Consider the following 12,245-nt stretch of genomic DNA (forward strand, 5'->3'; position numbering starts at 1 on the left):
AGAGGTCAATTCTGATGCGATATGAACAGTGGGAAAAATATTAAACGAAGTTAATAACGAAAAAGATTTAAGCAAGGGTAACATAATTGACAAGATAAAACAGAAGTTAAGAGCAAGAGATAATGGAAAATATCAAAACTATACTAGTAGAAGATAACAATGTTAGACTCGATAGGTACATAAGAAGAATTTTTCCTAATTTAAAGCAATCTGCAATTGAGAAGTCTTTAAGGAGAGGATTGATCAAAGTTGATGCTTGTAAAGCAAAGTCTAGTGATAGAGTAAACTCTGGGCAAACTATAACAATAAAATACCTGGATTATATTGGAAATACCAGCTCCGATCGCAAATATAACGAAGGATTAGTGAATCTACTGAGAGATAACATATTGTATGAGGATGAATATATCTTAGCTATCAACAAACCAGCCGGAGTAATTGTTCAAGGTGGTGTAAAGGTAACGGTTAGCATTAGTGATTTGCTTGATCAAATAAGAGAGGGAGAAACATTTAAAATTGTCCATAGACTGGATAGGGATACAAGCGGAGCAATAATATTTGCACGCAATGCTGATGTTGCCAGATATCTTATGGAGGAATTTAAGGCACGTAGAGTGAAAAAAACTTATTTAGCATTAACTTCTGGCATACCAAACAAGAGTAGAGGAATAATAAACTATCCGTTGACAAAAAAATATGTTTCAGGTCAAGAAAAAGTGGTCATTGATGAAAATTCATCTCGGAGTGCCACCACACGTTTTTCAATTGTAGCAAGGCTAGAGCACAATGTTGCTTACTTGGAACTACGACCCATTACCGGCAGGACTCATCAATTAAGGGCGCACTTAGCCCATATAGGCTGTCCCATCCTTGGTGACGGTAAATATGGTGGCAGAAAGGCTTTTGTTGAAGGAATAGCAAACAAAATTCACCTTCATTCACATTCTTTGTCTTTAAAACTGCCAAGTGACAAAAAGATCACTATTACTGCTCTTCTTCCTGAGCACTTTGAAAACTCCATCAAGGCATTATATCCCCCCTTTGAGTGGTCATTGCCAGGCAACTACTAAAGAAGGCAAAAGAAACCCCATAAGTACACCTATTTTCAACCCAAACCAGAGGTGTAACTGGTCTTCTTAAGTAAACTTAAGTTAAGAACATTGTCTGTTCAGGAACGTGGCTAATGTGCGAATATTGAAGCAAAAGTGGTGTCCATCCCTGTAGCCTCTACGATGTCATCCAAGTAGCCATTTTCTGTCGTCCAAGTAGCTCCTCTTCTTGTCATCCAATGGGATCCACTTTTTTTTCACTAGATTCCAGCGTCACGCGCTGGAATGACACCCTTCGATGAACATAAGAAATCTCTTATTTTCGATTCTGTATAAAAATGAAAATAAGGCTTATCTATTTGCGTAGATAAATATAAGAGACCTCTTATTTTCGATTTTGCGTAAAAATGAAAATAAGGCTGGATTCCAGCGTCAAGCGCTGGAATGACACCCTTCGATGAACATAAGAAATCTCTTATTTTCGATTCTGTATAAAAATGAAAATAAGGCTTATCTATTTGCGTGGATAAATATAAGAGACCTCTTATTTTCGATTTTGCGTAAAAATGAAAATAAGGCTGGATTTCAGCGTTACGCGCTGGAATGACAGGGTTATGGGTGTCATCCCAGTGCTCCGACACTGGGATCCAGGTTTCCATAATAATTAAGATGTTGTGTTTCAAATTAAAATTAGCTACTTTCTATGTTCACAAGATTAGTTTAGCAAGCAAACTCTACTGGATTCCAGCGTTACGCGCTGGAATGACACCCTTCGATGAAAATAAGAAATCTCTTATTTTCGATTCTGTATAAAAATGAAAATAAGGCTTATCTATTTGCGTGGATGAACATAAAAAATCTCTTATTTTCGATTTTGCGTAAAAATGAAAATAAGGCTGGATTCCAGCGTCAAGCGCTGGAATGACAGAGTTCAAGAAATTTACCAAATGAGGAAAAAAGGCAAAAGAAGCCCCGTTGGTGGCTAATTATTTATATTAACTTTATAAACTGGCGTTTTTTTATTCTAAACGTCTAATTTCGCTGCTTTTAAACCGCAACTGATCTAATTTTAAACGTTAAGAAATTTACTAAGCAGAAAAAAGGCAAAAGAAACCCTGTTAGCTAGTTATTCACTATCTATCTTTTAATCGGCGTTTTTTACTGTTTTAAACGCTTTAACAAGCGCATTTTAGCTTATATAGGTAAAAACCCTGAAAGTTTATTAAAGACATAAGTGCACATAGTGCAAAAAATTAAACATGAGACGCCAAATACATTGAGTTTTTTTGTCATTTTATCTGCACAGACTGAAGATAAATAAATAGCTTCAATCATATGGTAAGCAGACTTTTGGGGGTTGTCAAGCAGATTTGTAAATGTCAGTATACAGCTCATCAACGCTTGGTTCTTTGCTATTTTTAGCAAAATCCTCTGACTTTTTCACTAAATCACGCACTTCTTTGTCGATTGCTTTGCATTCTTCTTCTGAAGCGATCTTATTATCTATCATATACTTCTTCAACGTGCTGATAGGATCATGATTTTGCTTCATATCTTCAACTTCTTCTTTCGAGCGATAAGTAGCAGGATCTGACATTGAATGACCACGATATCGATATGTCTTCATTTCAAGCAAAGTAGGCCCTTTTCCGCTACGTACATGCTTGGCTGCTTCGCTTGTAGCTTCATAAACAGACAAGAAATCCATTCCATCGACCTGTTTTCCAGGAATACCAAAACCCTCCCCTCTTTTATATAGCTCAGTTATTAAAGTTGATCTTTCTACAGAAGTACCCATTGCGTACCCGTTATTCTCTATAATATAAATCACAGGCAACTGCCACAAAGATGCCATATTGAATGATTCATACGTTTGCCCTTGATTGACAGCACCGTCACCAAAATACGTGAATACCACGTTATCTTTTTTCTTATATTTATTAGCAAATGCTAACCCCGTTCCAATTGGAACTTGTGCGCCCACTATTCCATGTCCACCAAAAAATTTTTTTTCGATATCGAATATATGCATTGAACCACCTTTGCCTTTTGAGCATCCCGTTTCTTTACCGGTCAGTTCTGCCATCACAACATTCGGATCAGAATCACAGGCAAGCATTAAACCATGATCTCTGTAACTTGTGATAAAAGCATCACCAGGTTTTGATGCAGCGTGAGTTCCAACTGCAACTGCTTCCTGTCCTATTGATAGGTGACAAAATCCTCCTATTAACCCCATTCCATATAATTGTCCTGCTTTTTCCTCAAACCTGCGTATGAGTAGCATTTTTCTGTAGAATCTGATCACCTGTTCTTTGGTGAAATTTTCTGCTTTCATATCGATTTCTTTTTCATTAAACTCAGATAATATCAGAAATTTTTAACATTTTGTAATGGATTATTATCACTGGCTTGAAGCTTTTCACGTTATTTCTGTCATTATGTGGATGGCAGGCATGCTCTATCTGCCTCGGCTTTACGTCTATCATGCAGCTGTAAAGCTAGGATCGGAAAGTTACAGTTTACTTCAAACAATGGAGCAGAGGCTACTTAAATATATTATGAACCCTGCAATGCTTTTTTCACTAGGCTTTGGCATTACATTAATGGTGATAAGAGAAGCATACCGTGAGGGGTGGTTTCACATAAAAGCACTAGCTTTGTTCTTTATGTTCGCTATTCACGGACTACTTGCAAAACATAGGAAAAATTTTGCAATGGGTTTAAATAGGAAAAATCACGTTTATTTCCGCGTTCTAAATGAGATAGTTACAGTACTAATAGTAATTATAATTATTGCAGTTATCGTGAAACCATTTCGCTAGTCTCATCAATAAGCGCTTCAAAGCGTGTTGTCGTTCAGAAAATGGTAGTTCCCTATTGATATTTTTCAATATTTGTGGTAAAATAGTAGTCTAAGGTTTAGAATAAAAGTTTATGACTGAAGCCCAAGGTCCAAACATTTCAGAGTGGCAAGCTCAACAACAACACCAAGAGCAGCAAGGAGGAAAAAGTGGCTTTGGTCTTGGTCATAGTGACTCTGTTGCAACGGTTGTGGATGGAATGAAGTGGATGTTCAACTTTCATGAAGGAGCAATTCCCGCTTATAGCAACGTGTTTGAAGGTTTGGTAAGTGGTAGTAGCTTAGCAACGTTGTTCGGTAAATCAGGTAATATGTTTGGCATAAAGTTTTTTGAAAATCTTGCAGAACATTTTTCAGGTGGTGGAGGTGGGGAAGATATGCCATCGGAAGGGATGGATATGGGTCACGGTGATGAGGGACCTCATCCGGACGATTATCCCCATGCCAGCGATGAAATGGCTCACAGCGCTGAAGGTTTACATGACATGCATAATGCAGGTGATCACCATGGTCAGTCCTTTTCACCTGGCCCTTCACCATCTGTTGGCGATGATCATGGACATGAGGTTGGTGGTTAAATCCAGAAACTGCTAAATGAGAATAGGTTTAGCTCGTTTAATTAACGTGAGTTTGTTTTAGTGAAAAAAGTTTCAGTCTTAGGATCAACAGGAAGTATTGGAAAAAAGACTGTAGACTTACTACTGAAGAGAAAAGAAGAATATCAGGTAGAAGCACTTAGTACCCATTCGAATTTTGCTTTACTAGCACATCAAGCAAAACTTCTAAATGTAAAATATGTTGCTATCTCTGATGAAAGATTTTACAAAGATTTGAAAGAAGGTTTATTTGGTACAGACATTAAAGTAGAAGTTGGTGCTGAAGGTCTAGCAAATATTGCTGCCCTACCTGTTGATCTTTCAGTTATTGCAGTAGTTGGAATTGCAGGTCTTGAACCAGTCATGCACATAATAGAGAGTGGTACTAAAGCCATTGCACTAGCCAATAAAGAAAGTATTGTTTGTGGTGGGGAGCTGTTACTTCGTAAAGCTAAAGAAAAAAACGTACAGATAATTCCTATTGACTCTGAACACAATGCAATTTTTCAAGTTTTGCAAAATGACGATAGATGCGTAGAAAAGATTATACTCACTGCTTCTGGCGGACCGTTCTTAAATTATAGCCTTGAGCAATTAAGAAACGTTACAGCAGATCAAGCGCTAAGCCACCCTACTTGGAACATGGGAAAGAAAATCTCAATTGATAGTGCGACGATGATGAATAAAGTGCTAGAAATAATAGAAGCACATAACTTGTTTAATATTGGCCCAAATAGAATTGAAGCAGTGGTGCACCCTGAGTCGATAATACATGGAGTTGTAGTTTACAAGGATGGCTTCAATTTTGCCGTGCTCGCAGAGACTGACATGGCAATTCCCATCTCATATGCTCTGTCTTGGCCAGAAAGGTCAGCTTTGAGCTATAAATTAGACCTAACAAAGCAAAAAAAATTGACCTTCCAAGAACCTGACCACAAGCGTTTTCCTGCACTAAAACTTAGCATGGAAGTGTTAAATTCATCTTCACCACACATAAACAGCATTGTGCTAAGTGTTGCAAATGAAGTAGCTGTCAACGAATTTTTGAAGTCGCGAATCAGCTTTTTAGAGATAGTAAAAGTGGTAGAGTCAACAATAGAAAGTTTTGATAGTTACACCAATATTAATTCACTGTCTGATATAATAAATATCGATCTTGAAAGTCGTGTTGTTGCCAAAGAAATTATTGAATACAAAACTCTTGTGTATAGCTAGGAACTTAATGATCCAGAATATACTCCTTTGTTAAGGAAGAGCGAGCGTTTTCAAATATTTCTTGGACACTTCCAGATTCAACAATCTTGCCGTTACAAAAGAAAATTACACTATCAGATAATTTTTTAGCTTGCTTCATTGAATGAGTTACCATAATTATGGTGAATCTCAACTTCAGCTCTTGTATAAGATTTTCGATTGCATTAGTTGCCATTGGATCAAGCGCAGAGCACGGCTCATCCATTAATAAAATAGTTGGTTTCACTGCAATTGCACGAGCAATGCATAATCTCTGTTGTTGACCACCAGATAAATTTAATGCACTATCTTGCAACCTATCTTTCAATTCCTCCCATAAACCAACCTTGGTCAAGCTATTCTCCACTATTTCATCTAGTTTCTCCTTATTTTTCCCCATGCCATGCAACTTAGGTCCATAAGCAACGTTATCATATATTGATTTTGGAAAAGGATTTGGCTTTTGAAATACCATACCGACTTTTGCTCTAAGTAGCACAACATCCATATCACGTGAATATATATTACCGAGCCCATCAATAATCAGTCCACCAACAACTTTACACTCTGGTACATAATCATTCATACGATTAAAACAACGTAAAAATGTCGATTTACCGCACCCAGATGGCCCGATAAAAGTAGTAACCTTTCTTTTGCGAATATCAAGATTTATATCGAATAAAACTTGCTTAGAACCATACCAGAGATTTAAATTTGTAACAGAGGCACGTGTATCGCTCATATCATGTCATGCATCGAATAGAGTCCCGGAGTTTCTCTCTTATTTTCATACAGCCATATTGCTGCTTGTATAGCCCCTTTAGCAAACGCTGTGCGATCAATTGCTTTGTGATTTAATTCTATTCGTTCATCAGAATTGACAAACATTACACTATGGTCCCCTATCACTCCACCTCCACGAGATACTGCAAAACCTATTCTCCCTTTCTCTCTTATATTTGAGCTGTTAAATAAATATTGATTGAACTCGAAATCCCTTTTTGAAGCGCTGGCAATTGCTTTGCCAAGTTCTATCGCTGTTCCAGATGGCGAATCCTTTTTTAAGCTATGGTGCATTTCCCAAATTTCAACGTCATATTCATTACCTAAAAGCTCAGTGGCTTTTTGTACCAATTTCAGCAACACATTCACTCCAACACTCATGTTTGCTGACCATAATATTGGAACCTCAGCAGCATACTTTTTTAAATCGATACTTTCTATTCCAGTTGTACCACTAACCAGCGGCGTTTTAAATTTCACAGCGGCTTTAAGGCAGTCTAACATACATTCTTTAGTTGTAAAATCTATTACAACGTCAGATGACTTAAACACGTCACTAATAGAATTTGTAACTTTGATTCCTAGATTGAAGTTGTGGCCTATAATTGGCCCTATATCTAAGCCTACGTATTTACTATCTGCACGGGCAACAGCACCTGCTACCTCTACATTGGTATTTGTGGTCAATTCACTGAGTATTTTTTTGCCCATTCTGCCTAAGCAGCCTATTACTCCAACTTTCATAAAGCTTTTTGTGTTATACTAGGCTTGAAATTTTGTCATTCTTATAGCATAGCTCAGATCGACCTACAATTCAACATGAGCTACATACCAAGTTGCTCTGCCTTTTCCATGTTGAGTAATGTGATTACTCTTTACAAGATTAGACACGTGCTTTTTCAAGGTACTGCGGTTTGCTTTAGTAATATTTTCTAAATCCCGCATTGTAAGACGGCCATGTTTGCTAAGTAAAGTTAATATTTCAGCAGAAAGTGGTGGTAAATAGAGATTTAACATTTTTTCATGTGACACTTTTTGCTCAAGATGAGATTTTTGCTTTTGCAGTGATCTTAAAAAGAACATAAGCCATGGATTAAAGTCATAGTTGCCAGTCTTTAAAGACTGTTGAGTACGACGCAAAGCTAAGTAATAACTCTCCTTGTTATTTTCAATTATACTCTCAAGAGAACTGTAAGGTACATAGCTATACCCTAACTTTAGCAGCAAGAAAGTTGTAAGAATACGTGATAACCTGCCATTTCCGTCTTGAAAGGGATGGATAGCTAAAAAAGTAACTATGAAGATACCAATAATTAATAAAGGATGTAATGATTGCATTTCTAATTGTTGGCTAGTCCAATAAACAAGCTCCTGCATTTGTGTTACTGTTTCAAATGGAGAAGCTGTTTCAAAAATTATGCCCAAGCTTCTTCCAGATTCATCAAACGCTTCAACATGATTGGGAAATTTCTTATATTCTCCCATGTGCCTTTGATCTTTATGCGAAAATTGTAATAGCCAGATGTGAAACTGTTTTATAATCTTTTCTGTAAATGGAATGTTTTCAAAGTTTTGAAATACTTCTTCACACACATATGCATATCCAGCTATTTCTTGCTCATCTCGAGAACGAAATGAGTGCGTATCAAGTTTGGATAATAATTGCTCAACTTCACAGTCTGATAGTTTTGCTCCTTCAATACGCGTAGAAGAACCAATACTTTCAATTGTTGCAATTTTCTTGAGCATCTGTAAACGTTCTGGGGCTAGATTACCAAATAATTGCCATGCTCCTTTAAATTCATCAATTTCAGTAACTAATTTCAACATTTCAGGTGTGATTACAATTTTTGAAATGTCAAACATATCCGTATCCTTATCCAAATATATCTAATTATATCCGAAAATATCCTATTAGCAAAGCATAAATGCAGAGAGCACACTGAGGTTGGTAAGCGCAAAAGGTAGACAAGGTAGTATAAAAAGATAACCATAGAGTAAAAGTGAATTTACAACAAAGGGTGTCATTCCAGCACATGACGCTGGAACCAACAACCCTGTCATTCCATCGCGTGACGCTGGAATCCAGTGAAAAAAGAATGGATCCCAGTGTTAGCTACTAAGCCTTATTTTCATTTTTACGCAAAATCGAAAATAAGAGATTTTTTATGTTCATCCACGCAAATAGATAAGCCTTATTTTCATTCTTATACAGAATCGAAAATAAGAGGTTTTTTTATTTTGATCAAGGGATGTCATTCCAGCGCTTGACGCTGGAATCCAGTGAAAAAAGAATGGATCCCAGTGTCGAGGCACTGGGATGACAAAAAAAGGGCTACTTGGATGACATCATTAGACCACATACTAAGCTCTAGTGCCAGCTATCTGCAGTGTATGTTGAAAAATCATTCTATGATCTAAATCAGTTTTCTTACAGGTAACTTCTAAGTTTATCAACCTTTTTAAGATCTTCTTCAGTTCTGAAAGTTGGAAAATTTTTAGGTGGGGCTTAAAGCTTTGCAATTGTTTGAAGAATAATGGAGGATTCAGTTGGTCAATTGCAGCTTGTTCGCTCATTCCGCTTTGTATTAACAGTAAAACGTTCTCAAGTCGTAGGAAATAATTTGATATGATACGAATTAGTGCGATTGGTGAAAAATTCTCTTGCAATATCAGTGTATCTGAAATTTTAACGAATTGTACCATATCTTTGTTTGCTATAGCAGAGCACAGATTATCAAGTGTAACATAATCATTACCAGCAGTTGAAAGGCACAGCTCTATGTCAGCAGGTTTAAGATCTTTTCTTTTCCCTAGGTACAAAACTAATTTCTCAAGTTCTGAATATATAGGCAGTTTGCTATGATTAAAATAAGATTGCAAATGGTAGATTATCTCACTTGTATATCTTATACCATTGCGTTTCAAGTAATTTGATATAATGTCATAAAGATTACTACTACTATCCTTGTAGCAAGCAATTGCACCAAAAGTTTTTGAATTTTCTATATAACTTTTAGCTGCAGAATTATATGGAAGGTCACTTGCTACCATCATTACATAATGACCACCTGTGCTACAATCCAATACGTCCTGCAACTCTTTAGACATACTGCCGCTTACATTTATCAGTTTAATTAATTTCTTGTCAGTAAACAGCGAACCATTTGCCAGCTCAGACAGTAATAAGCCAGGTGACTTATCCACTACCGCAAAGTCCATTACTTGAACAGAATACTTATCTAAGCTGGCAATTATTTCTCGTACGAAAAAATCAACTCTATTATTATCGCTTCCATGAATTAACACACCACTTAAAGTATCAGGTTTCGCTAGGAATTGTTTGACCTTAGACGGTGTAACTTTCATGCACTCTATATAATATCGTTTTCATTTGATTGTATATGAGAAGCTGAAGATTCTGAACTTTCCTGCATAGCACCATCACTTGCCGTGTTCTGCACACCACCTAACTCTTCTATTTTTCCTGTAACATAGTTATAAAATTTTTTCACAGGGTTAGATATATACTTAGAAAAAAGTCCTTCCTCACTCATACTTCATAAATTAATAAACAAACAACAACATAGTAAAAACTACTCAAGCAACTGTATCATATAATTCATGCTTTACTAAACCATTAACACTCGTTGGTCAAGTTAATCTATTTAACATCAACCTTATAAAATAAGCAATAACTAGATATGTAGCTGCAATAAGTATAATTGCAGGTCCTGTCAGTAAATCAAAACTTGCAGATAATATAAGGCCTGAGATTCCAGAAATTACAGAGAAAACTGTTGCAATGATAATCATCTGCATTGGAGTTTTTGAGATGAGCCTTGCAGATGAAGCCGGTATCAATAAAAACGCAGCGATGAGTAATATTCCTATTAATTGAGCAGATACTGCTATAAATATGGCAAGAGTAATTAAAAATTCTAGCCTAACCAAATTTACATGAACTTTTTCAACTATTGCTAAGTCTTGATTGATTGAAATTACTAGCCAGTAGCGCCATCTGAATATCAATATCAGCACAACTATTATTGCAGTCAAAAAAATTAATACTATGTCACCCTGTTCCAGCGTTAATATGTCGCCAAATAGCGAGCTAATAATGCTACTATTACTCGATGGAAGAAAGGACATCAGTATTAAACTTGACGATAAAACTACATTAGTAACGATATTTAATATAGTATCAACAGAATATAACCTATTGAAATTAAGGGAAAGCAGTATTGCAAACACAATTGCTATCAGCATTATGCTAATAGAGGGACTAATCTTAAAGATTAAAGCGAGTGCGATGCCAAGTAACGAAGAATGAGACAAACTATCACCCAAATATGATAATCTCTGCCATATCATAAATGATCCTAATGCGCCTGTTACTAGGCTAATTATAACTATCGCGATTAGGCTGTTAATAAAAAAGCTCTGTGTAAATATTTCAAGCATACTATATGGCCTTTAGGTAAGTAACAACAAATCTGTCTTCGGATATCAAAACATTATGGGTTCTACATGCAGAACCTGTTGTCATAAACTCGAAATTTAAACCTTTTCGTCCCATGAGGTAGGATTTCACTGAAAGACTTGGCATATCGCGTGTTTTACCAGTACCTATTAACAAAATTTCTATCTCCTCTGTTAAAAAAGATTTAAAGTGTTCCTTGTCATCTATATTACTTTCTTTGAGCTCGATCACCTTTTCAGGAAAAACTATAATTGAACCACAATATTCTTGATTGTTGACCGAAAATTTTCCTTTCTCGTAACTGCCTATAAAGTTTTTATTCTCAGAAACTAAAGGCATTATATCCATAAACTAAATTATTAATTGAGTATCGCACACCCACCACTCTGGCTGCTTTTCTCTGATGTTCATTGCAGCAACTTTTGCATTTTCCTCACTATCAAATATTCCAAAGCACGCTACACCACTGCCTGACATGCGAGATAGCATGGAGCCTTCTTGTGACTCTAGCGCCAATATCACATCCTTAATTTCAGGTACAAGGCCTATTGCTATCTCTTGAAGATCGTTCTTTGTCTCTTTAAGAAGCTTCAACAGATCTTTCTCAGAGTCATCATTCCACTCAATTGGTTTGGAAAAATCTCCTGTGTATCTGGAAAAGACCTCTGGTGTACTCAAAAACTTTTTTTTCGGTTTTATAAGTACTACATTTGTAGGCAAAGAAAGTTTTTTTATGGGACATAATTCTTCACCAATGCCTCTAACCAAGACTGGTTTATTATCTATACTTGCAGGAACATCAGCACCAACGCTTAAAGCTATTTCACTTAAGATTGACCTGTTAACTTCCCATAACTTCCCTAGTGTACGTATCACAGCTCCAGCATCTGAAGAACCGCTACCCAAACCTGCTGCAATTGGTATATTTTTTACAACTTTTATCATAACTTTGGTGCGTGCAGGAGCGTACCTAAGTAATAGGTTCACTGCCTTCATTACGGTGTTGTATTTGTGACTTACTTTAAGTTCAGAGTTGATAAATTCAACTGTAGAGTTGTCGTATCTAAAATCCTTTTCACCTACCTTTATTTCTAAGAAATTGGAAATATTAGCAAAAACAAATAAGCCTTCAATTAAGTGATAACCTATTTCTTTTTTTCCCACAATATGCAAAAAAAGATTAATCTTCGCAGGAGCCTTTACACAAAAACTTTTCATTTATATATTCACTAACA

The 12,245-nt window shown here is 36.3% G+C and carries 16 protein-coding genes; 5 read left to right on the plus strand and 11 right to left on the minus strand.

Going from position 1 to position 12,245, the window contains the following annotated elements; genetic code table 11:
- The first annotated feature begins 119 nt into the window (after nt 1-119).
- Nucleotides 120-1,070 carry an RluA family pseudouridine synthase gene (locus HF196_RS05155; RefSeq protein WP_168456307.1) on the plus strand — a complete coding sequence of 317 codons (951 nt, stop codon included), beginning with the start codon at nt 120-122 and terminating at the stop codon, nt 1,068-1,070.
- Between the two features lie 239 nt (nt 1,071-1,309).
- Here HF196_RS05155 and HF196_RS05160 read toward each other — a convergent pair whose 3' ends face one another.
- From HF196_RS05160 to pdhA, 3 genes are all read right to left on the minus strand, one after another.
- Complete coding sequence (locus HF196_RS05160) at nt 1,310-1,708, minus strand: hypothetical protein (protein ID WP_168456108.1); 399 nt, start codon at nt 1,706-1,708, stop codon at nt 1,310-1,312.
- A gap of 75 nt (nt 1,709-1,783) precedes the next feature.
- Nucleotides 1,784-1,996: a hypothetical protein gene (locus HF196_RS05165; protein ID WP_168456109.1), complete on the minus strand. Its 213-nt coding sequence runs from the start codon at nt 1,994-1,996 to the stop codon at nt 1,784-1,786.
- A 413-nt stretch (nt 1,997-2,409) separates the two neighbouring features.
- Complete coding sequence (pdhA, locus tag HF196_RS05170) at nt 2,410-3,387, minus strand: pyruvate dehydrogenase (acetyl-transferring) E1 component subunit alpha (protein ID WP_168456110.1); 978 nt, start codon at nt 3,385-3,387, stop codon at nt 2,410-2,412.
- A gap of 55 nt (nt 3,388-3,442) precedes the next feature.
- On the opposite strand from pdhA, the gene hemJ reads away from it, so the two are divergent.
- The 3 genes from hemJ to dxr all read left to right on the plus strand — a co-directional run bounded on the left by hemJ (nt 3,443) and on the right by dxr (nt 5,723).
- The gene (gene hemJ, locus HF196_RS05175; protein ID WP_168456111.1) at nt 3,443-3,874 is read left to right on the plus strand and encodes a protoporphyrinogen oxidase HemJ; all 432 of its coding nucleotides are present in this window, start codon (nt 3,443-3,445) and stop codon (nt 3,872-3,874) included.
- Between the two features lie 112 nt (nt 3,875-3,986).
- On the plus strand, nt 3,987-4,490 hold the full coding sequence (locus HF196_RS05180) for a hypothetical protein (protein WP_168456112.1): 504 nt from the start codon (nt 3,987-3,989) through the stop codon (nt 4,488-4,490).
- Between the two features lie 60 nt (nt 4,491-4,550).
- On the plus strand, nt 4,551-5,723 hold the full coding sequence (gene dxr, locus HF196_RS05185) for a 1-deoxy-D-xylulose-5-phosphate reductoisomerase (protein WP_168456113.1): 1,173 nt from the start codon (nt 4,551-4,553) through the stop codon (nt 5,721-5,723).
- Nucleotides 5,724-5,727: 4 nt separating this feature from the next.
- Here the strand turns inward: dxr and pstB are convergent, their stop codons facing one another.
- From pstB to HF196_RS05200, 3 genes are all read right to left on the minus strand, one after another.
- A complete protein-coding gene (pstB, locus tag HF196_RS05190) occupies nt 5,728-6,486 on the minus strand; it encodes a phosphate ABC transporter ATP-binding protein PstB (RefSeq protein WP_168456114.1) in 759 nt (252 codons plus the stop codon).
- Nucleotides 6,483-7,271, minus strand: a complete 789-nt coding sequence (dapB, locus tag HF196_RS05195; protein ID WP_168456115.1) for a 4-hydroxy-tetrahydrodipicolinate reductase — start codon at nt 7,269-7,271, stop codon at nt 6,483-6,485. The genes pstB and dapB overlap by 4 nt, the downstream gene beginning before the upstream one ends.
- 63 nt (nt 7,272-7,334) lie before the next feature.
- Nucleotides 7,335-8,393, minus strand: coding sequence for a Fic family protein (locus tag HF196_RS05200; protein ID WP_168456116.1), 1,059 nt, complete (start codon nt 8,391-8,393; stop codon nt 7,335-7,337).
- 222 nt (nt 8,394-8,615) lie between these two features.
- Here HF196_RS05200 and HF196_RS05205 point away from each other — a divergent pair, with 222 nt between their 5' ends.
- Nucleotides 8,616-8,798 carry a hypothetical protein gene (locus HF196_RS05205; RefSeq protein ID WP_168456117.1) on the plus strand — a complete coding sequence of 61 codons (183 nt, stop codon included), beginning with the start codon at nt 8,616-8,618 and terminating at the stop codon, nt 8,796-8,798.
- A 93-nt stretch (nt 8,799-8,891) separates the two neighbouring features.
- Here HF196_RS05205 and holA read toward each other — a convergent pair whose 3' ends face one another.
- The 5 genes from holA to HF196_RS05230 form a co-directional block, all read right to left on the minus strand.
- A complete protein-coding gene (holA, locus tag HF196_RS05210) occupies nt 8,892-9,896 on the minus strand; it encodes a DNA polymerase III subunit delta (protein ID WP_168456118.1) in 1,005 nt (334 codons plus the stop codon).
- A gap of 5 nt (nt 9,897-9,901) precedes the next feature.
- Nucleotides 9,902-10,084: a hypothetical protein gene (locus HF196_RS05215; protein WP_168456119.1), complete on the minus strand. Its 183-nt coding sequence runs from the start codon at nt 10,082-10,084 to the stop codon at nt 9,902-9,904.
- A gap of 97 nt (nt 10,085-10,181) precedes the next feature.
- Entirely contained in the window at nt 10,182-10,991 is an 810-nt protein-coding gene (locus HF196_RS05220) for a metal ABC transporter permease (RefSeq protein ID WP_168456120.1), read from the minus strand.
- 1 nt (nt 10,992) lies between these two features.
- Complete coding sequence (locus HF196_RS05225) at nt 10,993-11,349, minus strand: Mth938-like domain-containing protein (RefSeq protein ID WP_168456121.1); 357 nt, start codon at nt 11,347-11,349, stop codon at nt 10,993-10,995.
- Nucleotides 11,350-11,361: 12 nt separating this feature from the next.
- Entirely contained in the window at nt 11,362-12,228 is an 867-nt protein-coding gene (locus HF196_RS05230) for a 4-(cytidine 5'-diphospho)-2-C-methyl-D-erythritol kinase (protein ID WP_168456122.1), read from the minus strand.
- Nucleotides 12,229-12,245 lie beyond the last annotated feature (17 nt).

This window comes from Wolbachia endosymbiont of Ctenocephalides felis wCfeJ (assembly GCF_012277315.1).
GTDB lineage: Bacteria > Pseudomonadota > Alphaproteobacteria > Rickettsiales > Anaplasmataceae > Wolbachia.

Bases quoted from the DNA above. Each gene is read 5' to 3' on its own strand.
- HF196_RS05220 (WP_168456120.1), bottom strand. From the start codon at position 10,991: ATGCTTGAAATATTTACACAGAGCTTTTTTATTAACAGCCTAATCGCG.
- dapB (WP_168456115.1), bottom strand. From the start codon at position 7,271: ATGAAAGTTGGAGTAATAGGCTGCTTAGGCAGAATGGGCAAAAAAATA.
- HF196_RS05215 (WP_168456119.1), bottom strand. From the start codon at position 10,084: ATGAGTGAGGAAGGACTTTTTTCTAAGTATATATCTAACCCTGTGAAA.
- pstB (WP_168456114.1), bottom strand. From the start codon at position 6,486: ATGAGCGATACACGTGCCTCTGTTACAAATTTAAATCTCTGGTATGGT.
- HF196_RS05160 (WP_168456108.1), bottom strand. From the start codon at position 1,708: ATGGAAACCTGGATCCCAGTGTCGGAGCACTGGGATGACACCCATAAC.
- HF196_RS05225 (WP_168456121.1), bottom strand. From the start codon at position 11,349: ATGCCTTTAGTTTCTGAGAATAAAAACTTTATAGGCAGTTACGAGAAA.
- pdhA (WP_168456110.1), bottom strand. From the start codon at position 3,387: ATGAAAGCAGAAAATTTCACCAAAGAACAGGTGATCAGATTCTACAGA.
- HF196_RS05180 (WP_168456112.1), top strand. From the start codon at position 3,987: ATGACTGAAGCCCAAGGTCCAAACATTTCAGAGTGGCAAGCTCAACAA.
- HF196_RS05200 (WP_168456116.1), bottom strand. From the start codon at position 8,393: ATGTTTGACATTTCAAAAATTGTAATCACACCTGAAATGTTGAAATTA.
- HF196_RS05230 (WP_168456122.1), bottom strand. From the start codon at position 12,228: ATGAAAAGTTTTTGTGTAAAGGCTCCTGCGAAGATTAATCTTTTTTTG.
- holA (WP_168456118.1), bottom strand. From the start codon at position 9,896: ATGAAAGTTACACCGTCTAAGGTCAAACAATTCCTAGCGAAACCTGAT.
- hemJ (WP_168456111.1), top strand. From the start codon at position 3,443: ATGGATTATTATCACTGGCTTGAAGCTTTTCACGTTATTTCTGTCATT.